The following is a 20,237-nucleotide window of genomic DNA, read 5'->3' on the forward strand; positions in this document are numbered from 1 at the left end:
AAAACAAAAAGGAGATTGCTATCTTATAAAATAGCAATCTCCTTTTATTATAGTAAATTTATTTACTTGCTTTCATTGCTTTATCTTTTGCACCAAAAGTGTATTTTAACATTGGTGGTGTAATCATTGTAGTTAAAATAACGACAATAACGATTGCTGTAAAGTAATCTTGTGCCAATAGACCTGAAGAAAGTCCTGTTCCTGCGATGATAAGTGCAACTTCACCACGAGAAACCATTCCAGCACCGATAATTGCAGAAGACTTAGCGTCAAATCCAGTCATTCGTGCACCGAATCCACAGCCGATTAATTTCGTTAATACAGCGATAACAGTTAATGCTAAGATGAACCAAATTTGATTGCCGATACCGTCAAATGTAATATTCATACCGATACTAACGAAGAATACGGGAACGAACATAGCGTAAGCAATTGGTTCTACTTTCTTTTCTACTTCATGTTTGTAGTTTGTTTGAGAAATTGCAATACCAGCAGCGAAAGCACCGATAATACCAGCAATTCCTAATAATTCGCCGAAATATGCGAATGAGAAACAGATGATAAGAGCCGCGCTCACGATAGACTCAGATACGCGCAGTGGTGATAACCAGCGCATAATCGCAGGAACACCTTTCCATCCGATTAAAATAATAGAAGCGAAGAATACTACTTTCTTCAAGATAACCATTGTTAAGTTAACATCATCAGTACCTAAGAAGCTCATTGCAAATGCTAATAAAATAACAACAAGAATATCATCAAATACAGCGGCTCCAAGCATCGTCGTACTTTCACGTGTTTTCATTTTACCTAAATCACGAAGTGTTTGTACGGAAATACTAACACTTGTCGCACATAGAAGTAATCCTAAGAATACAGCGTTTCCTTGTTCCATTCCCATCACAAGACCGGAAACGTAACCACCTACGAATGGAAGAATGATACCTCCGAGTGCAACTGCTAAAGAAGAATTACGATTTGCGTTTAATTCTTCTAAGTCTGTTTCAAGTCCAGCCATAAACATTAAAAGAATAACCCCGACATTACTTAATTGAGTTAGAAGCTCTGAATTTTCAATCCAACCTAATACAGCTGGACCGATAACGATACCGACAATTAATTTACCTAGTACAGAAGGTTGACCTAATCTAACACTAAGATCACCAGCAAGCTTTGTACTTAATAAAATAAGTGCAATTTGAAAGAAAAATTCGAATTCCATCTGATCCTCTCCTCGTCATTTTTAATTTTATCATACGATTTCTCGGAATTTGCCTAATGAAAATATGTAAAACCCATTAAACAAAAGGGTCTGATTACAAGTTCTTTTGAACTCGTAATTTGAACCTGTAATTAATATATAATAAAATTTATTAAAAATCAATGAAAAAATAGCAGATTTTCATGATGGAATTTGATTTAGGTATGAAGGGAATGGCTATATAATAAGAAGAAATAAGGCAATATTTTTAATGAATTGGAGAAGGAAACATGTTATTAAATAAACGCTTTACAATTGGAGAAATGGCAAAAATGCATAATATCGCAGAATCTACATTGAGGTATTATGATGAAAAAGGAATTTTTCATCCGTCCATTGTTGATCCTCAAACGAATTATCGTTATTATACAATCGATCAATTTTCACTGTTAGATACGATTAAATTTTTACGCCAGTTAAATATTCCGTTAAAGGAAATTAAGAAATATATTGATGAAAGAAATCCAACATACGCACTCAATTTACTGGAAAAACAACAAGAAATGATGCTGAAGAAACAAAGAGAAATTGAATATGCCTTAGCAAAAATGGAACATAGAATTCATTTAATTAAGGAAGCAACAAAAGCAAAAGCTGAACAAATGGTAATTAAAGAGATCCCGCAGCGGAAAATTACAGCAATTGCGGTTGCTCCAAATACGACGGATGATATGTTTGAGTACTACATCCATTCGTTGCAAAAAAATATGAGGCAAATGGATGATAGTTTATTTTCTGGAGATATTGGTGTAACTGTTGCGAAAAAAGGATTAATGCAAAATGAGTTTCAAGCATATAGTAGTGTTTTCATTCTTTTGGATTACATGCCCTTTCAAGTGAATAGTTCAGATGAAATTAAAGCAGGTATATTTGCCTGTGTATATCACCACGGGCCATATGAAGAAACTGATGAAACATATAAGAAATTAATAAAATATATTGATCAAGAAGGATATAAAATAGACGGAGATTCGATTGAGATTGCATTAATTGATTGGTCTGTAACAGAAAATCCAGAGGAGCAAGTAACAGAAATTCAAATTCCTATAATGAAAAAACAAAGCAATAAGTTATAGGACTCGTATAATTACAAATGAGCATCAAACGCGATAATTAAGTTACCTATTTTTAAATTCACTATTGACCTTCAAGTTACTTGAAGGTTTAAACTGAGGAAAGAGAGTTGAAAAAAGGAGCATATTAGAGTATGGAAGCAACAGAAAAATTAAGAGAAAAACCCATAAAAAGTTTATTTATTTCTTATTTAATACCAGCTGTTCTAGGAATGGTATTAATGTCAGTTAATATTGTAATTGATGCGGTCATGATTAGTAGAGGAGTTGGGGCGAACGGTTTAGCAGGAGTAAACGTGGCTATTCCAGCGTTTTCGATTTTTTTCTCTATTTCATTATGGATCGGAATGGGCGGGGCAACGTTATATTCCATTGCATTAGGTGAAAATAAACGAGAAAGAGCAAGGTCTATTTTTACTCAATCCATGACGGTAGCAGTTGTTATCGTAGGTGTTTTAGCGGCTATTTGTTTATGGAGAATAGAAGATTTAGCGTACTTATTTGGTGCAAATGAAGTGATTTTACCATATGCGTTAGACTATTTACACGTATTATTAACATTTGGAATGATATACGTTTTAGAAAATATTTTAAGTACATTTATACGAAATGATGGAAATCCTAATTTAGCAATGGCAGGTCTTGTTGTAACGGCTGTATTAAATATAGTATTTGACTATATCTTTATTTTTATCTTTGGATGGGGGGTAACAGGTGCTGCTTCAGCGACTATTCTTTCGGCAGCGATTGGTTTCCTTGTATTATTAACTCATTTCTTTAGAAAAAGTAGTATTTTAAAATGGACGAAATTCCATTTTGAATGGGATACTGTCAAACAAATTATGGTGATTGGTTTCCCAAGTTTTACAGCAGAAAGTACGGTTGCAATCGTAACGATTGGTTTTAATATCGCATTCGTCCAATATGCAGGAGAAGTAGGAGTAGCTTCCTATGCGATGGTGAATAGTATTCATGCAATGGCATTACTATTATTCTTCGGTGTAGGTGCTGCATTGCAACCGATTGCTAGTTTCCATTACGGGGCAAACTTATCAGAAAGATTGCGTGAAGGATTGCAGTTTGCTGTGAAAATTGCTGTTGTACTTGGGGGCATTGCGATAATTGTCGGATTATTCTTCGGGAAATATATCATTGGTCTATTTGATGTCCAATCTCCAGAATTATTGGAGTTAACATTAACGGGTATTAGCCTATTCTTTATTCAATACGTATTTTTAGGCTATAACATTGTGTATGGAGAGTACTTCCAATCAGTGCGACAAACGAAGAAATCAGTACTGATTATAATGAGCCGAGGGTTACTATTTATCATTCCATTGTTATGGATTATGCCGAAATTATTTGGGATAAACGGAATTTGGCTCGTTATGCCAGTTGCTGAAGTAATGACAGCAATTATCGTATTTACGATGAATCGTATGAAACATCCTGTTCCATTAAATATGGCAGGAGAGAAAGAAGCGATATGATGAAGAAAATCCCCTTAAGCAATTAAGGGGATTTTTTTATTCCTTTAAACTAATCGCAAAAGATCCATCCGTTTCTTGAACAGAAGCGAAAGCAACGTTTTTAATATTTGTAATTCCTTTTTCTTTTAATTCTTTATATAACCATTTTTCATCTTTATGGATTAACTTTAAGTTATCGTATTGAATTTGTGAATCGACGATAAGTGCAATTGGTAATCCAGCATACTTAACATCTATGTTTAAATCTTTTGGAGTTAATGGTACAAGTTCTCTTTTTGGTAAAATACTAATAGCTCCGTTCGCTTCTAAAATGGCGTATTCAATTTCATGAACACTCGGATATCCTGCAACGCGAAGATTAGAAAGTAGTTCGGCAATGGGATATCTACTTTTTTGTAAGTTCTCAAAAATAATATCACCATGTTTAATTAAAATGATAGGGTGTCCGAGAATAAAACGATTTAGTTTGTTGAATAGGCTTAATTTTGTAAGGAGTAAATGTAAACATGTAATAACAACCATACCGAGAAATGCTTGTAAAGCACCAGAGACGGGTATGGCCTGGAAAGCTAAATAAGATAAAAAGATTATAGCCCCAAAATCATGAGGAGTTAGTTGTGCTAACGCGGATTTACCGAGTAACTTAAGCGATAGTAAAAATAAGATGAAAAAGAACGACACGTTACATAAAAAGAGAAGCAATAGAGACACTCCTTGGTGTAAAGTTGTACTTACTATTCCCGAAAGTAATATAAATATTACCTTTCAGAGGATAATTTAGGGTTTATTGGAATTTGTCTGTATACAAACAAATAAATGGATATTATCATGAAGGAAGTAAAAGAAAATAGGAGTATATGAGTATGAGAAAGAAGAAAATAATAAAGTGTATTTTAGTTGTTATAATGATTTGCGCCGTATATGCGGGGTTTTTACAATATCACATTTATAAGCATGGACATATGAATGCAAGTAACGATGCTGAGTACATAATTGTACTAGGATCGAAAGTAAATGGAACGAAACCATCTTATTCATTGCAATATCGTATTGATAAAGCAGCTGAATATTTAAAATCACATGAGAAAACAATCGCTATCGTATCTGGAGGACAAGGAAAAGGTGAAGACATTTCAGAAGCATTAGCAATGAAACAAGGACTAATAAAACAAAACATCGCAGAAGACCGTATTATAATGGAGGACAAATCTACGAGTACAGATGAGAATATTACATTCTCAAAACCGTTAATTCCAGCCGATATGAAAAAAGGTATGATCGTAACAAACGATTTTCATATGTTTAGAGCGAAAAAAATAGCTGCCAAACAAGGTTTACAATTAGAAGGTCTTCCGGCAAAAACACCGAAACCAATCATCATTCCATCGAATGTACGAGAATATTTAGCCATTACACAGTATTGGTTTATGAATCGAATATAGTGAAAGTGATCCCGTCTGAAACTTCAGATGGGATTTAATTTGAGGAAAATCTTACAAATATGTCACGTTAGTGAAAGGTAAAGCGATAGTTTCTAGAATGATTTCCTGACATAATGAAAGTAACAAAAACTATTTAGAGGTGAATCGGATGAAAGGAAATAATATTTTATCTTCGTTATGTTACTTTAGTATCTTTTTTGCACCATTTTTACTACCAATTATCGTGTACTTTGTTGCAGAAGATGAAGTGAAGTATCACGCGAAAAAAGCATTTTGGTCACATGTTTTCCCATACGCAATCTTATTTGGAGGACTAGCAGTATCAGGAATGTACGGTTTAGGTTTCAATCAATCTGACGGTGCTGGAATTGGAATGATTATCACATATACAGTGTTCATTCTTGTAGGAATTTACTACTTCATTTGGAATATCGTAAAAGGTATTAAAGTCTTGAAAACGGCGTAATAAGACAAGAAAAAATTTCATTTAAATTACCGTTAATATAATTTCATTTACCGTATTCATAGACGTTTTAAAAAAAGAGCAATTCAAAAAGAATTGCTCTTTTTGTGCTTATAAGTTGTGAATATTGAAAAAGATGTGTTAATTTTTCATTATGAAGAGAAAAAGGAGTGATTTTCATGAATGAGATAATACATAAGATAGAGCAACACGTTTCAGTTCGTAAATATAAAGAAGAATCAATTCCGAAAGATGTAGTAGAAAAAATGGTGCACGCTGCACAGCATGCGGCTTCATCACATTTTGTACAGGCGTATTCTGTCATATATGTAACAAATCAGGAATTAAAGGCTAAACTAGCAGAGTTATCCGGAAATCGCCATGTGAAAGACTGCGCAGCATTCTTTGTTTGTTGTGCAGATTTAAAACGACTTGAAATTGCATGTGAAAAACATGGTACAGAGATAAAGCATGAAGGGGTGGAAGACTTTATCGTTGCGACGGTAGATGCTTCACTTTTTGCGCAAAACTTAGCGTTAGCAGCAGAGTCATTAGGATACGGTATTTGTTATATTGGTGGTATTCGTAATAATCCGAGAGAAGTGAGCGAATTGCTTCATTTACCAGATAAAGTATATCCTGTATTCGGAATGACAGTCGGTGTACCAGATGAAGAACATGGAGTTAAACCACGCTTACCGGTAGCAGCGGTTCTTCATGAAAATGGATATGATGAAAAGAAATATGATGAATTATTAAATGAATATGATGAAACGATGAACTCGTATTACAAAGAAAGATCATCAAACAAGAAAAGCGTAACATGGACGGAATCAATGAGTTCGTTTATGTCTAAAGAAAAAAGAATGCATATGAAAGAGTTTTTAAGTGAAAAAGGATTAAATAAGAAGTGAGTAAAGAGGCAAACCTGTGATGCGGGTTTGCCTTTTTTGAAAGGAGAAATACCTAAGATCAGAAAGTTGTCTATTCTTTCTGATCTTAGGTATTTCGTTTGTTATCATATATATAGAAATAAAAGTTAATAAATTTTTACAAAAGTGATAGAAAATGAGAATGAAATACCAATAGTAAGTAAAGGCAGCTGCTAAAGGGGAACTGAGGAAGGAAGATGCATATGATTTTTGATTCTGAAGAGGATTTAATTATAGCTATGAAAATACATGATCAAGATGCTTTGAAAGAAGTGATTGATCAATATGGAAAATTAATTTTGTACATTATTCATAAATCATTAAGTACCCCTACTGAAAAACAATATGTGGATGATTGTTATAACGATGTATTTACTGTTATTTGGTTTAATATCGACCAATTTGATACAGAAAAGGGAAACTTAAAATCTTGGATGATTGGTATTACTAAATTGAAGGCATTGGAATATAAAAAGAAAGTATATAAAGAGAATAAAATCGATAAGGACGTAGAAATAGATACAAGTGTCCATGATAGGTATGAAATAGAACAAGAAGAAGAGATTATGGAAATTGTTCAAGATTTAAATAAGAAAGATCGATATATCTTTTTAAGGAGGTATATTGATGGGTATTCCATTGACGATATTGCAAAAGAATTAAAAGTAACGGCGGATTATATATACAATCGAATTTCTCGTGGGAAGAAAAAACTTCAAAAACTGTGGAAAGGGAGTGTGTAATATGGATAAAAGATTATTATCGATGTTAAATGAGCTCCAATATTCAGAAGAAGAAATTACACGTTTAGAGAAAGAAGCGAATGAATCTATAAATATAGATAAGTATTATGTGAAAAACGGGGAGTTATTGAAGAAATTAACGGTGCAAATGTTGGAAGAATCAGTTCGGAAAGAGTTGCAAGAAGGAGAGGAAATACAATGTGAAATATTAGTGGAAGAAGGAAGTCTTGTAAATTCTAAAGTTATACCTAATATATTAACCACAGGTGCTACATTTTATTATTACATTGTTTTAACTAATACAAGGTTACAAATTATAGCGTTAGATTGTTATTTTAAAAAGTTAAATGAATACAGTGTATTAGTAAACTCAATTCAAGCAGTTTCGCAACATAAAAAAATGAAAAATGTATATGGAATTAAAATAAATAACAATTATATACAATTAGGAAGTAAAGAGTATAATCAAGAATTAACAGTTTTAATTGGAAAGCTAAAACAATGTGGAGTGAAAGAAGAGAGATATAAAGATTTCGAAAAAAGTTGGATGATTTTTTTCAATGTGTTTGTAATAGCGATAGCTGGGCTTCTAGTTTTAAAATATTTAATGTGAAAATAAAAAGCGGCATAATAGCCGCTTTTTATCGTTTGGTTAGTATTTTATTTATGATTTTGTATTTTGAAAAACTTACTTATAATAAATGCAAACTTTCAATAAGAAGATACATACCCGTGCAACTTAAAAGGATGTACGTAAATATTTTGAAAATTCGTTGATTAAGCCATTTGAAAATAATTTGCCCTATATACAAACCTAGAAATACGATTGGAATAGCGTAAAAACTTGATTCCCAAATTGTTTTGTTTGTGCCAGTAAAGAGTATTTGAGTTAGTAGGCTAATGAAATATATAAATAGATAAAAAGCTAAAGTAGTTGCTCTCAATTTCTCTTTTTTCGTATCAGTTCCTGTAAAGTAAAGTAACAGGGGTGGTCCTGGCATACCGATACTTGTCGTTAAAAGACCGGATAATCCGCCCACTAAGAAATCTCTAGATTTTGTTGATTTAATCTTAAAGTTGCATATTAGCATCAACGTTAATAGTAAAAGCAGGATGCTAATTGCTAATTTAAAAGTGTTGATGTTAATGGAAGTGAAAATGAAAATGCCAAAAGGAACACCAACTATACTTCCGAAAATTAATCTTTTTCAGTAGTATAAAATTAATATCTATTCTTATTTTCCAAATGAGTGATATGGAAATAATTAATGATAAAATGATATTTATTTGTATAGCTTCTTGTGGTAGAAATAACATGAGTAAGAAAGGTGTTGCCATAATAGAAAAGCCAAAACCTGTACTTGTTTGTAAAATAGAAGCTACTAATATAATACATATGAAAATGAATATAATTTCCAAAATAGCCCCCCTACATAATCAAATTTAATAAATATTTTAACATAAAGTGAAACTTTAATCAGTGGGAGGCTTACTGCACGGCAAATAGCCGCTTTTTATGTTGCATTTAATATTCTAATGATGATCCTGTAGTTTTAAAGTATTTTTCTCGTGAAGGAGTCATTACCCGGATTGCTAATAAACAGGAAAGGAAAAGAATGAGTAACGAGCTACTTATTACAGTAAATTGAACGGAAAGAAATTGTGCGGATGCCCCAATTGCTAAAACGAAAAAGATTTGGATGAAATTTTTTATGGAATCAAACACGCTATCGATACGTCCTATCATATATATAGGGATGTTATTTTGATAAAATGTTATAAAGCCAGTACCAGCAAATGATGAAGAAATACCAAGTAAAATGAAACCACCTGCTGCGACTATAAATGAATTTGAAAAGGCGAAAATTACATAGCCTATTGCTGTGAAAATCATACCTAATCCGATACAATGTTGAATTGGTAATCGTTTGGCAAAGAGAGAGACGAGAAATGAACCGGAAACGTAAGCAGCGCCAGTTATACTAACAAGCATACTGTATTCTATATCGGTTAAAAACAGTACTTGCCTCGTAAAAACAACTTCTTGTGAATCGAGTGCCATAGAAACAAGCATAGTCGCTTGAAATAAAACGAATATGAGAATAATGTACGTTTCTGTTCGAGCGAACGAAAAAACTTGTTTCCAATCACTTCGTAATGTTTGTACAAAAGTATTTGCAACTTCTTCGTTTTGCTTTGTTTGTAATGTAATGTTTGGCAAGAAGTAAATGAGAATGGTAGAAAGTAGAAATGAAAGTGAGTTGCAGTAAATAACAAAGGCTGCTGAGTACGTGGTGAGAAGTATTCCAGCAAGAGCTGGACCGATAATAAAAGCCCCGTTTGTACATAGGCTATTCCATGCATTAAATTGAGCGCGCTCTTCAGCTCGTATGAGCATTGTTTTATAAGTAAATGAAGCTGGATCGAAAAATGATGTAGCGATGCGAGTTAAAAAGATGAACATATAAATGGCCCAAATAGAATCAAATAATGGAATACAGCCAATGAGAGCTGCTCGAATTATATCTGTGATGAGCATAATGGACCGTTTGTTTAATCGATCTACTATACTACCAGACCATATTTTTGTAACAACAGTGGCGATTGGACCAACAATCCATAATCCTGCTACAGCAGCAGGTGAGTTTGTGCTATTTAACACCATTAAGTTTAGAGCGATGAGATACATAAAATCACCTAAACGAGAAATTCCTGTTCCCGACAATAATAATAATTTATTTTTCATGAATAAATGGCGCTTTCTTTCATTGTTTTTTAATCCTGCAGGAAATAGCGTATTCCTCTTCAGAGTTTGATTGACGAGCGGTTTTGTTTTCCCAGCGTAATAAAACTTGTGTAATCTCCCAAGTAAGCTGTTGTAATTCCTCTGGAGTTAAAAATAAATGAGATACAATATGACTACCTGTATTCGTTCCTTCTGTGCCGCTTTCTTCAATATAGAAATGAGCAGCTTTTGCTTTATAATATTTTTCAATAATCCCTCGTTTTTCCTTCGTTTCTACTAATTCAAGCAACCCTCCATCATATAAAATTTGAACGTGATAATGTACGCTTCCAGCAGATTTATTTAGTTTAGTAGCAACTTGTTTTGCAGTAAGTGCTTCATCTTTTAAAAGGTGAAGAATTTGAATGCGAGTTGCATTGGAAATGAGCTTCTGCTGCTCAGCTGAAATAGTAAGTCTATCGTCAAACATTATGGCACCCCTTTTCTTATAATCTAAATTTATTGTACATTCTAAAAAATTAGAACGTAAGGAAAATAAATCGTCTTTTTCCTCTGTATTTCGACATAAATAAAAATAGCATGTTTATAAACATGCTATTAAGTAGAAGGAGATTCTTCATTAAATTCCCCGCGATAAAATAAAAACAGCCATATAAAACTTACAAAAATACAACATATAGCTAATAAACTGCCAATCATTTGAGGAGAAAGAATTTCTAACAGCCCTCCTGTAAAAAACATCGATAACTGAATAAGAGATCCGTAAATAGAATAATGGAATGAAAAAACTTTACCTATCATATTTTCGTGTGTGTAAGTTTGAAGTAATGTCGTATCAAGTGGAACGATGATTCCTCCTGCTATACGCATACAGAATAAAGTAATGATACCGATAATAAGTTGATCGGATAGAATGAATCCGAGAAAGAAAATTCCTTGTAATAAGTAGGCCCAACCGAATACTTTTTTCATTTTTTCTTTATTATGGGATATATAAAGATTAACGAGAAGGCTTCCTATCATAAGCCCAGCCCCTTGAACCGTATATAAAATCCCAATGTTCGTATGGAAAATTTTTTCGGCATAGATCGTTAGAAGTAGTTGATAAGCGCCTCCAATAATCCCCCATGAAATGCCGACAAGAATTAATGTTAAAATGATTTTTGTTTGTAATATGTATGTATAACCACCTTTTATATCAGTGAAAAATGCTTTGTTCTTGTTACAAGTATCATGAGCAGGAATACTCATATTATAAATAAAATAGGCTGAAATAAAGTATGATGGCTATTTACTAAAAAAGCGAACTCAATATGTAAAGATTGTGCAATTACTCCGCCCAAAGAAGCCCCCATAATAGACATAAAACCATTAATTGTACTAGAAAGAGAGTTAGCAGTTACGAAATGATTTTGGTGTACGATATTTTTTAGGGTTGCTTGTTTAGCCGGTTCAAATAAACAAGAAAGTACAGATAAACATATATTAGCAATGAAAATAATTTCAATTTTATAGATTGCGAGTAAGTATGTAAGGACTAGAATTCCCCGTGTAATATCGGTGGAAATCATAATATTCTTTTTAGAGAAACGATCTACAATTAAGCCTATGAATGGACTAAGAAGAAGCTGTGGTAAACCTTTACTTATAAAAGTAAGTGCGATCATAAACGGCGATTCCGTTATGCTGTAGACAAATGTTAATAAAGCTACCGTATGGAACCAATCTCCAAGTACACTTAATGTTTGCCCATAAAATAGTTTATTGAAGTTTTTATTTGTTTTAAGAAGTGTGGAATAAGAAACCGACATAAATAGATTACTCCTTATGTAATGACGATGTTTGAATTTGTTCTTTCCACTCACTCAAATACACTTTTTCCGCTGTAGGAAGTCCAACAGGTAATTGTGCAATCAATTCTAAACTATTTCCATCAGGGTCGTTAAAGTATACGGCTGCATGTGCTAATTCCGGAAAAACAATCGGTTCAATTGGTTCCATTCCAAAGTCTTTTCGTGCTGAAATTCCTTTTTGATTTAGCCAATGAATCGCATTTTCTAAATCATGTAAACTTACTTGAAAGGCGATATGTCGTAAAGAGGGGTGATAATTCACTTTGTATTCTGTGCCTTCCCAAAGGCCGAGCCAACTCTCATTTTCTTTAATCCAAAAGAAAGCAATATTATCTCCTCTTTTATATAATTTTAGCCCTAGTGATTCATAAAAAGGTATTGATACTTTTAAGTTGCGGACAGGTAAATGTGCTTCGTAAAGACTTCTAATCATTGTAATCCCCCTTAGTAAAAATGTTTCTTATTCCATAGTAAACAATATGTTGCTAGTTGAAATCGCAAATAAGAGGGATATAAATTCATACGAAAGTATGAAAAAAACAGCTCAAATATGAGCTGTTTTTCTATAGTTTTTAGTTCATTTGTCAAGGATATATTAATATCCGTATCCGCCGCCACCCCAACAGCTACATCCGATGATGATTAGAAGGATGAATAGTACGATAAGCAAAGCAAATCCACCGCCGAAACCAGCGCAACTTCCACCATAACTCATATGTTTTCCTCCTTTTTAGTAAGTTAATCTATATGGTTCATGGACTACTATATACAGTATGTTTTTTGTATAGAAAACGAGCCAGTCTCATTTATAATTAGACAAATGCCTGTAGATTCATTAGGATTGTATGTTAGTGATTTGTAAATAAACCTTTACATGATTCGTAATTTAGGCATAGAAAAATAAAAAATTGTAAAAAAAACCATTTTTTTATTTTTTTATGAGAGAATATGTACTATAATTTTACAAGTAATATTATGGGAAAAGGGAGTTTTAGTATAGAGATGGAGATGGGACAATTACAAAATAAAATAGAAAACAAAAAGAAAGAATTAATTCAACTTGTTGCGAGACACGGATTGGATCATGATAAAGTTTTGTTATTTAGTCGTGATTTAGATATACTAATTAATAAGTTTATGAATATAAAAGACAAAGTGCATAAATAAAAAATTTATAGTTTTTTATATTAAGATGTTTCACAGAAAGGAGAGGACAGTAATTGGAACATTTACAGGAAGAATTGTATAAACAAATAAAAGAAGAAAAAGGTACAGTTACAATTTTCTTAAAGAGTGGCGTTAGAATAGTAGGAGAAGTTGTTGGAGTAGATAAATTTACAGTTTTAATTTTAGTGGATGGAAAACAACAGCTTATTTATAAGCAGGCTATATCAACAATAATGAAATAAGACACTCTTGTTGAGTGTCTTATTTCATTATTGCTTGCATGCCTCAACATCAATGCCGGCAGCAATTAACTTCTTTTCTCCATCTTGTTCAATAATTTTTTGTAATTTAGATAGGAAAGAATCAAAGTTTGTATGCTTTGCTACTTGGAATGTCATTTTATGTTCAATTGGTAGCCACGTATCAATATCAGCTTCGTTATGCTGGATTTTCACCTCAAGTTTATCGAGTGCATTAGCAACTTTTGCTTCGTACGTTTCTTTTGCTTCAAACTCCATCCATAAGTCATATAATTCCTCACCGAGAGAACCTGTTAACGTTTGTTTAATATTTAAAATAGCTTCTAGTTCATTTTTTTGTTTTTGTAGCTGTAATTCGTGACTATTCATCGTATCGAATGCAGGGATATCACCAGCTTCGGCTTCGACTAGGTCGTGAATAATAACCATTTTAAGTAATTTCTCAATATTTACTTTTTGATCCAAATAAGGTTCAACTAAAATGGCCATTAGAGACATACGCCATGTATGTTCGGCAACACTTTCTTGACGTCCGTTGGAAAGCCAGCTATGTCGCATTTCATATTTTAGTTTTTCTGCTAATGCAATGACTTGTAAAATGTTGTGTTCCATCGTGAGCCTCCTCATGTTTTTATACCATAATTCTAATATAGAAATGAAATGTGTCAATTTCATGAGTATATTGCGATAAACAGATGATAAGCGTATAATACATGTTATATGTGAAAACGTATTATTAAAATAAAAAAATGTTATATGAAAATGGAAAGGAAAGGGCAGAAATATGGGAGAAAAAAATCAAGTATTAGCTAGACCACAAAGAAGAAAAAGGAAGTTTGATATTTCTAGCCCAGTGGGCATTATAGTAGGTTTCATCATAGTGATAGCGGCGATTATGCTTGGCGGCGGTGGAATAAAAGCTTTCAAAAACTTTTTAGATATTTCATCTATTTTAATTGTCATAGGGGGAACAACAGCGACAATTGTTGTGGCATATCGATTTGGAGAAATAAAAAAATATACGAAAAGTATTTTCACTGTTTTACATAGAAGAGAAGAAGATTTAGAACAGTTAACGGATTTGTTTGTTGATTTTTCAAAAAAGTCTAAAAAGAACGGCTTGCTTTCTTTAGAGGTTGATGGAGAGCAAGTAGACAATCCTTTTATTCAAAAAGGAATTCGATTAATGTTAAGCGGTTACGATGAAGATGAATTAAAAGAAGTGTTATTGAAAGATATTGAAACGGAAGTGTATGAGTTAAGAAAAGGAGCGGCATTATTAGATAAAATTGGTGATTTTGCTCCAGCTTGGGGAATGATTGGTACGTTAATCGGTCTTATCATTATGCTCCAAAACTTACAAGATACATCGCAAATTGGTACAGGGATGGCAGTTGCGATGTTAACGACATTATATGGGTCTGTACTTGCGAATATGATTGCAATCCCTCTGTCGGAAAAAGTATACCGTGGTATTGAAGATTTATATACAGAGAAGAAGTTTGTAATAGAAGCAATTTCAGAATTGTACCGCGGACAAATCCCTTCTAAATTAAAGTTGAAACTGGATACATACGTATACGAAACAAAGGTAAAAAAGGTAAAAGGAGCAGCCTAATATTTCAAGGAGTGGTATGATGAGTAAAGGACCGCAAAAGGGATCGCCTCGTTGGATGACGACTTTTACAGATTTAACGATGTTATTATTAACTTTCTTCGTATTACTAGTTGCTACATCAAAGCAAGATGCAGTAAAATTGTCAAAGATGCTTGAAAAGTTTAGTGATACGGGGCAAGTAGATGCAAAAGTAATGGAAAATACAATACCAGATATTTCACATGAAAAAAATGATGAAAAAATGATCTCAAAAAAGAGAATGGATGAATTATATAAGAAGTTGAAAGCGTATGTAGATAATAACGGTATTAGTCAAGTGAATGTATATCGAGAGGATACAGGGGTAAGCGTCGTTATAGTAGATAATTTAATATTTGATACAGGCGATGCGAACGTTAAGCCCGAAGCGAAAGGGATAATAAGTCAATTAGTTGGATTTTTTCAATCCGTACCTAACCCAATTGTTGTAGAGGGACATACAGATAGTAGACCTATTCATAACGAGAAATTCCCTTCTAATTGGGAGTTATCTTCAGCACGAGCGGCAAATATGATTCACCATTTAATTGAAGTGTATAATGTGGATGATAAAAGGCTAGCTGCGGTAGGATATGCAGACACAAAGCCAATTGTACCAAATGATTCACCGCAAAACTGGGAAAAAAACCGTCGCGTTGTTATTTATATAAAAGAGTAGTATATTATTATTTTAATAATAAAATAATAAAAATACGAAAATTCTTTTAAAAAAATATTAAATTTTATCATTTTATTTTGTATAATGAGTGAGAATGATAAGGTGAAATATTAAGATATATTTATACATAGAAGGAGAGAATTAAAAAGAATGGCACATAAAATTTTAGTAGTAGACGATGCGATGTTTATGCGAACGATGATTAAAAACTTATTAAAAAGTAATGCTGAATTTGAAGTTATCGGCGAAGCAGAGAATGGGGTAGAAGCAATTCAAAAGTATAAAGAACTTCAACCTGATATTGTAACATTAGATATTACTATGCCAGAAATGGACGGGCTTGAAGCATTAAAAGAAATTATTAAAATTGATTCAAGTGCAAAAGTTGTTATTTGTTCTGCAATGGGACAACAAGGTATGGTATTAGATGCAATTAAGGGCGGGGCAAAAGACTTTATTGTAAAGCCATTCCAAGCGGATCGTGTAATTGAAGCTTTAACAAAAGTAGCAAATAGTTAATATAGAAGGGGTGCCACAAGGAATCAAAACAGTGATAGCGGATCGACGTGTGGCCCCCTTTTTTCTCATTATAAAACACTAAATTGTTATACATAAATGAAATGTTTGTTAGACAGGTAGGGGATAAAAATGCAAACAGATCTATTAAATATATTTTTCGAAGAGTCAGAAGAACATTTACAGTCGCTAAATGAAAATGTGCTAGTGTTAGAGCAAAATCCTGCTGATATGGATGTTGTAGGAGAAATATTCCGCTCCGCTCATACATTCAAAGGTATGTCTGCGAGTATGGAATTTACAGAGATGGCTGATTTAACGCATAAGATGGAAAATGTGTTAGATGAAATTCGTCATGGAAATATAGTTGTAAATGCGGATATTATTGATGTGATTTTTGAGTGCATTGATAATTTGGAGAAGATGGTTGCAGATGTGCAACAAGGTGGAATGGGCAATATTGATGTAGTCTCAACTAAACAGAAATTAGAAGCATTATTGAACGGCAATGTAGAAACTCCTACGGAACATATAGAGCAAAATCATATAGACAACGATGATGCAGTTTCACATGAAGTGCATATAACAGTTGAACAGCAAGCAATTTTAAAAGCAGTACGTGCCATTATGTGTATTGAAGCATTGCAGAATGTAGGGAATATACAAAAAACAGCTCCGAGTATTGAAGAAATTGAAGCAGATGCTTTCGGATTTGAATTTACAGTATTTATGGATACTGATTGTAGTATAGAAGAATTGAAACAAGTAGTACTTCATGTTTCTGAAATTGAGAAAGTGGAAGTAAAGCAAGGAGAACCTATATCGAGGGAAGTAGCTTCTAAAAAAGTTGTTACACAAGAAGTTGTGCAAGTAGAAGAAATGCTACAACCAGCTATGGCTACGCAGGTAGAATCACCGATAGTGGCAACGAATCAACCTACAAGTGCTATGCCAGCTAAAAGTACTACAAAAACGAAAAATGCTAAAGTGGAGAATCGTTCAATTCGTGTTCAATTAGAGAAAATCGAAAGATTAATGAATATGTTTGAAGAAAGTGTAATTGAACGTGGGCGCATTGATGAATTGGCTCAAACGATTCAAAACAAGGAGTTAATTGAACATTTAAATCGATTAGGCGATATTTCAAAAGATATTCAAAACGTACTATTAAATATGCGTATGGTGCCGATTGAAACTGTGTTCAATCGTTTCCCACGTATGGTACGTATGTTAGCGAAAGATTTAGGGAAAAAAATCGATTTACAAATTACAGGTGAAGATACTGAAGTAGATAAAATTGTTATTGATGAAATCGGTGATCCGCTCGTTCATTTAATTCGAAATGCAATCGATCATGGTGTTGAAACTGTTGAAAAACGGCGTGATGCAGGTAAAAATGAGACAGGTACTATTAAATTAGAAGCCTTTCATAGTGGAAATCATGTCGTTATTCAAATTACGGATGATGGAAACGGTATTAATAAAGGGAAAGTATTAGAAAAAGCGATTAAAAATGGCGTTGTAACTGAAGCAGATGCAAATAGATTAACAGATCGTGAAGTGTTTGATCTTATTTTCCAACCAGGATTTAGTACAGCTGAAGTTGTATCAGATCTTTCTGGACGCGGTGTCGGATTAGATGTTGTAAAACATACGATTCATAGTTTAGGTGGACATTTAATCATTGATTCTGAGGAAGGAAAGGGAAGTACATTTAGAATTGAACTTCCGTTAACGTTGTCTATTATTCAATCTATGCTTGTTCAAACGAATGATAAGCGTTATGCTTTACCTCTTGGAAATATCGTTGAAGCAATTCGAATTAAGAGAGAAGACATCCAATCCTTACAAGGAAAAGATGTGTTAAATTATCGTAATCAAATTATTGAAGTGAAACATTTAAGTACTGTATTTGGTGAAAAAACAGTAGATGAGGCGTTTGCGTCATATGATGGTCAAATGGTTCCTGTGTTAATTGTTCGTAATACACATCGCAGCTATGGACTTATTGTAAACACAATTATCGGTCAAAGAGAAATAGTCTTAAAGTCATTAGGTGACTTCTTTGCAGAGAGTTCTAACTATTTCTCTGGTGCGACGATTCTCGGTGATGGACGAGTGGTCCTCATTTTAAACCCAGAAGGTTTATAATAGGAATGAAGGAAAGCTCCCCACTTGTATACAATTGGGGAGCTTTTTGGCTAATCGTTACGAATCTAATAATGGGAATACATACATATTAACGTTTTATATAATAAGTTTGCTAAAATCAAATGAGAGTTTATATTATTTGATAGAAAAACAGAAATGAGGAGGCAGGGAAAATGCCTGAGCAACACACAAAAGGGGATACGAGCACGATTGTGCTAGAAAAAGAAAATGAGCATTTAACGCCTCAAGAATGCGATATTCTTGGCGAAATTGCAAATATATCATTTGGTTCAGCTTCGACTGTATTATCAACGATTTTAAATAGGCAAGTAAGCATTACTGCTCCTCGCATAGAGTTGGTAGATTTATATGATTCAAGAGATGTCGAAGTTCCACATGTTGTATTAAACATTCATTTTACAAAAGGATTAGATATGGAAAACCTTCTTGTTCTTAAACAAGATGTTGCATTGTCCATTGCTGATTTAATGATGATGGGAACAGGTGAAGTAGAGGATGGAAAAGAACTTGGTGAATTAGAACTAAGTGCTGTACAAGAAGCGATGAACCAAATGATGGGATTCGCAGCTACATCTATGTCGGAATTCTTCCAAGATACAGTAGATATGTCTCCGCCGACGATTAATGTTGTAAAGTTATCAGAAGAAATGGAGAAAATCTCTGAAATCGATGGGAATCATACGATTGTTAAAGTGTCGTTTGATTTAAAGATAGATAATCTTGTAAACTCTAAACTTGTACAAATTGTTTCAGTTGAGCATGCGAAACAAATGGTAAATAAATTAATGCAATTATCTGGTGGAGTAGAAGAAAAAGACGAGCCAGCAGAAGTAGTGGAAACTGAGATTGTAGAAGAAGTTGAAAAAGAGCATTTAACACAAGAAGAGAAAGATGTGCTTGGTGAAATTGCAAATATTTCAATTGGTTCCGCTTCAACAGTATTGTCAACGCTTTTAAATCAGCCAGTTACAATTAGTACACCAAATGTGGAAGCAATCAATGTTCGTCATTATGATGGAGTACCAGTGCCATTTGTTATTTTAAATGTTGACTTTGTTGAAGGGCTAAAGAATGAGAATGTATTCGTATTTACGAAAGATGTCGCCTTAACAATGGTAGATTTAATGATGATGGGAACAGGGGAAGTTGATCCGGAAAAAGAGCTTACTGAATTAGAACTGAGCGGTATTAAAGAAATTATGAACCAAATGATGGGTCACGCTGCTACGGCGATGTCAGAAATGTTCCAAGAAAAAATGGACATGACGCCGCCAAATGTTAAATTTGTAACGTTAAAAGAAGAAATGGAGTATTTGGGAGAGTCAATGGAAGTGGACGAACTTGTTCAAATTACGTTCAATCTTGAAATTGGTGATCTGCTTCAATCGAAAATGTATCAAATTTTGCCAATTTCTGAAGCGAAAGAAATGGTAAGGCGACTTCTGTATCCAATGGTGGAAGAAGAAGAGATTGCCACAGAAGAAATTGAAGAAGAAAAAATTGTAGAACCAGTTGTGCAACCTATTGAATTTAAAGAAGTAAAACAAATGGAACCAGTATATATGGACACGTCCATTCTACAAAATGTAGAAATGAACGTGAAATTTGTATTTGGAAGTACAGTGAAAACGATTCAAGATATATTAAGTTTACAAGAAAATGAAGCAGTTGTACTAGATGAGGATATTGATGAACCAATTCGTATTTATGTAAATGATGTATTAGTGGCGTATGGTGAACTTGTAAATGTAGATGGATTTTTCGGAGTAAAAGTGACGAAATCACTATAAGGCATTGAAATAGG

Annotated in this window: 21 protein-coding genes and 2 pseudogenes; 14 read left to right on the plus strand and 9 right to left on the minus strand. The window is 33.3% G+C overall.

The window, feature by feature from the left end; translation table 11 throughout:
• Positions 1-58 precede the first annotated feature (58 nt).
• The gene (locus tag ACTJJY_RS02115) at positions 59-1,222 is read right to left on the minus strand and encodes a cation:proton antiporter (protein WP_000393901.1); all 1,164 of its coding nucleotides are present in this window, start codon (positions 1,220-1,222) and stop codon (positions 59-61) included.
• A gap of 269 nt (positions 1,223-1,491) precedes the next feature.
• On the opposite strand from ACTJJY_RS02115, the gene ACTJJY_RS02120 reads away from it, so the two are divergent.
• Complete coding sequence (locus ACTJJY_RS02120; protein WP_440604887.1) at positions 1,492-2,337, plus strand: MerR family transcriptional regulator; 846 nt, start codon at positions 1,492-1,494, stop codon at positions 2,335-2,337.
• A 131-nt stretch (positions 2,338-2,468) separates the two neighbouring features.
• Entirely contained in the window at positions 2,469-3,824 is a 1,356-nt protein-coding gene (locus tag ACTJJY_RS02125) for an MATE family efflux transporter (RefSeq protein WP_000388396.1), read from the plus strand.
• A 36-nt stretch (positions 3,825-3,860) separates the two neighbouring features.
• On the opposite strand, the gene ACTJJY_RS02130 is transcribed toward ACTJJY_RS02125, so the two are convergent.
• Positions 3,861-4,526, minus strand: a complete 666-nt coding sequence (locus ACTJJY_RS02130) for a DUF421 domain-containing protein (protein ID WP_000923922.1) — start codon at positions 4,524-4,526, stop codon at positions 3,861-3,863.
• 161 nt (positions 4,527-4,687) lie between these two features.
• Here ACTJJY_RS02130 and ACTJJY_RS02135 point away from each other — a divergent pair, with 161 nt between their 5' ends.
• The 5 genes from ACTJJY_RS02135 to ACTJJY_RS02155 all read left to right on the plus strand — a co-directional run bounded on the left by ACTJJY_RS02135 (position 4,688) and on the right by ACTJJY_RS02155 (position 8,017).
• Positions 4,688-5,266, plus strand: a complete 579-nt coding sequence (locus ACTJJY_RS02135) for a YdcF family protein (protein ID WP_440604888.1) — start codon at positions 4,688-4,690, stop codon at positions 5,264-5,266.
• A gap of 148 nt (positions 5,267-5,414) precedes the next feature.
• A complete protein-coding gene (locus ACTJJY_RS02140; protein ID WP_063546959.1) occupies positions 5,415-5,732 on the plus strand; it encodes a DUF4870 domain-containing protein in 318 nt (105 codons plus the stop codon).
• 176 nt (positions 5,733-5,908) lie between these two features.
• A complete protein-coding gene (gene nfsA, locus ACTJJY_RS02145; protein ID WP_001002379.1) occupies positions 5,909-6,643 on the plus strand; it encodes an oxygen-insensitive NADPH nitroreductase in 735 nt (244 codons plus the stop codon).
• Between the two features lie 215 nt (positions 6,644-6,858).
• Entirely contained in the window at positions 6,859-7,404 is a 546-nt protein-coding gene (locus ACTJJY_RS02150) for a sigma-70 family RNA polymerase sigma factor (RefSeq protein ID WP_440604889.1), read from the plus strand.
• 1 nt (position 7,405) lies between these two features.
• Positions 7,406-8,017 (plus strand): flagellar motor switch protein FliG, encoded by a 612-nt coding sequence (locus ACTJJY_RS02155; RefSeq protein ID WP_000361356.1) that lies wholly within the window; start codon positions 7,406-7,408, stop codon positions 8,015-8,017.
• 79 nt (positions 8,018-8,096) lie between these two features.
• Here the strand turns inward: ACTJJY_RS02155 and ACTJJY_RS02160 are convergent.
• The 6 genes and pseudogenes from ACTJJY_RS02160 to ACTJJY_RS02185 all read right to left on the minus strand — a co-directional run bounded on the left by ACTJJY_RS02160 (position 8,097) and on the right by ACTJJY_RS02185 (position 12,718).
• A pseudogene (locus ACTJJY_RS02160) lies at positions 8,097-8,823 on the minus strand (sulfite exporter TauE/SafE family protein).
• 106 nt (positions 8,824-8,929) lie between these two features.
• Positions 8,930-10,150: an MFS transporter gene (locus ACTJJY_RS02165; RefSeq protein ID WP_000791674.1), complete on the minus strand. Its 1,221-nt coding sequence runs from the start codon at positions 10,148-10,150 to the stop codon at positions 8,930-8,932.
• 19 nt (positions 10,151-10,169) lie between these two features.
• A complete protein-coding gene (locus tag ACTJJY_RS02170) occupies positions 10,170-10,619 on the minus strand; it encodes an ArsR/SmtB family transcription factor (protein WP_000459089.1) in 450 nt (149 codons plus the stop codon).
• A gap of 128 nt (positions 10,620-10,747) precedes the next feature.
• A pseudogene (locus tag ACTJJY_RS02175) lies at positions 10,748-11,961 on the minus strand (MFS transporter).
• A 7-nt stretch (positions 11,962-11,968) separates the two neighbouring features.
• Positions 11,969-12,436, minus strand: coding sequence for a VOC family protein (locus ACTJJY_RS02180; RefSeq protein ID WP_440604890.1), 468 nt, complete (start codon positions 12,434-12,436; stop codon positions 11,969-11,971).
• A gap of 162 nt (positions 12,437-12,598) precedes the next feature.
• The gene (locus tag ACTJJY_RS02185) at positions 12,599-12,718 is read right to left on the minus strand and encodes a YjcZ family sporulation protein (protein ID WP_000120179.1); all 120 of its coding nucleotides are present in this window, start codon (positions 12,716-12,718) and stop codon (positions 12,599-12,601) included.
• A gap of 233 nt (positions 12,719-12,951) precedes the next feature.
• Between ACTJJY_RS02185 and ACTJJY_RS02190 the strand changes: the two genes are divergently transcribed.
• On the plus strand, positions 12,952-13,170 hold the full coding sequence (locus tag ACTJJY_RS02190) for an aspartyl-phosphate phosphatase Spo0E family protein (protein WP_000291691.1): 219 nt from the start codon (positions 12,952-12,954) through the stop codon (positions 13,168-13,170).
• Between the two features lie 53 nt (positions 13,171-13,223).
• A complete protein-coding gene (hfq, locus tag ACTJJY_RS02195) occupies positions 13,224-13,412 on the plus strand; it encodes an RNA chaperone Hfq (RefSeq protein WP_000400665.1) in 189 nt (62 codons plus the stop codon).
• Positions 13,413-13,439: 27 nt separating this feature from the next.
• On the opposite strand, the gene ACTJJY_RS02200 is transcribed toward hfq, so the two are convergent.
• The gene (locus ACTJJY_RS02200; protein WP_016513063.1) at positions 13,440-14,042 is read right to left on the minus strand and encodes an HD domain-containing protein; all 603 of its coding nucleotides are present in this window, start codon (positions 14,040-14,042) and stop codon (positions 13,440-13,442) included.
• Between the two features lie 172 nt (positions 14,043-14,214).
• Here ACTJJY_RS02200 and ACTJJY_RS02205 point away from each other — a divergent pair, with 172 nt between their 5' ends.
• From ACTJJY_RS02205 to ACTJJY_RS02225, 5 genes are all read left to right on the plus strand, one after another.
• Positions 14,215-15,048: a flagellar motor protein MotP gene (locus tag ACTJJY_RS02205; protein ID WP_000504186.1), complete on the plus strand. Its 834-nt coding sequence runs from the start codon at positions 14,215-14,217 to the stop codon at positions 15,046-15,048.
• Between the two features lie 19 nt (positions 15,049-15,067).
• Positions 15,068-15,745, plus strand: a complete 678-nt coding sequence (locus tag ACTJJY_RS02210; protein WP_000033627.1) for an OmpA family protein — start codon at positions 15,068-15,070, stop codon at positions 15,743-15,745.
• Positions 15,746-15,895: 150 nt separating this feature from the next.
• On the plus strand, positions 15,896-16,264 hold the full coding sequence (locus ACTJJY_RS02215) for a response regulator (RefSeq protein ID WP_000940568.1): 369 nt from the start codon (positions 15,896-15,898) through the stop codon (positions 16,262-16,264).
• A gap of 129 nt (positions 16,265-16,393) precedes the next feature.
• Positions 16,394-18,412, plus strand: a complete 2,019-nt coding sequence (locus ACTJJY_RS02220) for a chemotaxis protein CheW (RefSeq protein WP_440604891.1) — start codon at positions 16,394-16,396, stop codon at positions 18,410-18,412.
• A 173-nt stretch (positions 18,413-18,585) separates the two neighbouring features.
• Positions 18,586-20,223 carry a flagellar motor switch protein gene (locus tag ACTJJY_RS02225; protein WP_001115016.1) on the plus strand — a complete coding sequence of 546 codons (1,638 nt, stop codon included), beginning with the start codon at positions 18,586-18,588 and terminating at the stop codon, positions 20,221-20,223.
• Positions 20,224-20,237: the final 14 nt, after the last annotated feature.

This window comes from Bacillus sp. 22475 (genome assembly GCF_052044835.1).
GTDB classification, from domain to species: domain Bacteria; phylum Bacillota; class Bacilli; order Bacillales; family Bacillaceae_G; genus Bacillus_A; species Bacillus_A cereus.

Excerpts from the sequence above, each read along its gene's own strand:
- ACTJJY_RS02115 (WP_000393901.1), bottom strand. The coding sequence starts at position 1,222 with ATGGAATTCGAATTTTTCTTTCAAATTGCACTTATTTTATTAAGTACA.
- ACTJJY_RS02120 (WP_440604887.1), top strand. The coding sequence starts at position 1,492 with ATGTTATTAAATAAACGCTTTACAATTGGAGAAATGGCAAAAATGCAT.
- ACTJJY_RS02125 (WP_000388396.1), top strand. The coding sequence starts at position 2,469 with ATGGAAGCAACAGAAAAATTAAGAGAAAAACCCATAAAAAGTTTATTT.
- ACTJJY_RS02135 (WP_440604888.1), top strand. The coding sequence starts at position 4,688 with ATGAGAAAGAAGAAAATAATAAAGTGTATTTTAGTTGTTATAATGATT.
- ACTJJY_RS02140 (WP_063546959.1), top strand. The coding sequence starts at position 5,415 with ATGAAAGGAAATAATATTTTATCTTCGTTATGTTACTTTAGTATCTTT.
- nfsA (WP_001002379.1), top strand. The coding sequence starts at position 5,909 with ATGAATGAGATAATACATAAGATAGAGCAACACGTTTCAGTTCGTAAA.
- ACTJJY_RS02150 (WP_440604889.1), top strand. The coding sequence starts at position 6,859 with ATGCATATGATTTTTGATTCTGAAGAGGATTTAATTATAGCTATGAAA.
- ACTJJY_RS02155 (WP_000361356.1), top strand. The coding sequence starts at position 7,406 with ATGGATAAAAGATTATTATCGATGTTAAATGAGCTCCAATATTCAGAA.
- ACTJJY_RS02165 (WP_000791674.1), bottom strand. The coding sequence starts at position 10,150 with ATGAAAAATAAATTATTATTATTGTCGGGAACAGGAATTTCTCGTTTA.
- ACTJJY_RS02170 (WP_000459089.1), bottom strand. The coding sequence starts at position 10,619 with ATGTTTGACGATAGACTTACTATTTCAGCTGAGCAGCAGAAGCTCATT.
- ACTJJY_RS02180 (WP_440604890.1), bottom strand. The coding sequence starts at position 12,436 with ATGATTAGAAGTCTTTACGAAGCACATTTACCTGTCCGCAACTTAAAA.
- ACTJJY_RS02185 (WP_000120179.1), bottom strand. The coding sequence starts at position 12,718 with ATGAGTTATGGTGGAAGTTGCGCTGGTTTCGGCGGTGGATTTGCTTTG.
- ACTJJY_RS02190 (WP_000291691.1), top strand. The coding sequence starts at position 12,952 with ATGTACTATAATTTTACAAGTAATATTATGGGAAAAGGGAGTTTTAGT.
- ACTJJY_RS02200 (WP_016513063.1), bottom strand. The coding sequence starts at position 14,042 with ATGGAACACAACATTTTACAAGTCATTGCATTAGCAGAAAAACTAAAA.
- ACTJJY_RS02205 (WP_000504186.1), top strand. The coding sequence starts at position 14,215 with ATGGGAGAAAAAAATCAAGTATTAGCTAGACCACAAAGAAGAAAAAGG.
- ACTJJY_RS02210 (WP_000033627.1), top strand. The coding sequence starts at position 15,068 with ATGAGTAAAGGACCGCAAAAGGGATCGCCTCGTTGGATGACGACTTTT.
- ACTJJY_RS02215 (WP_000940568.1), top strand. The coding sequence starts at position 15,896 with ATGGCACATAAAATTTTAGTAGTAGACGATGCGATGTTTATGCGAACG.
- ACTJJY_RS02220 (WP_440604891.1), top strand. The coding sequence starts at position 16,394 with ATGCAAACAGATCTATTAAATATATTTTTCGAAGAGTCAGAAGAACAT.
- ACTJJY_RS02225 (WP_001115016.1), top strand. The coding sequence starts at position 18,586 with ATGCCTGAGCAACACACAAAAGGGGATACGAGCACGATTGTGCTAGAA.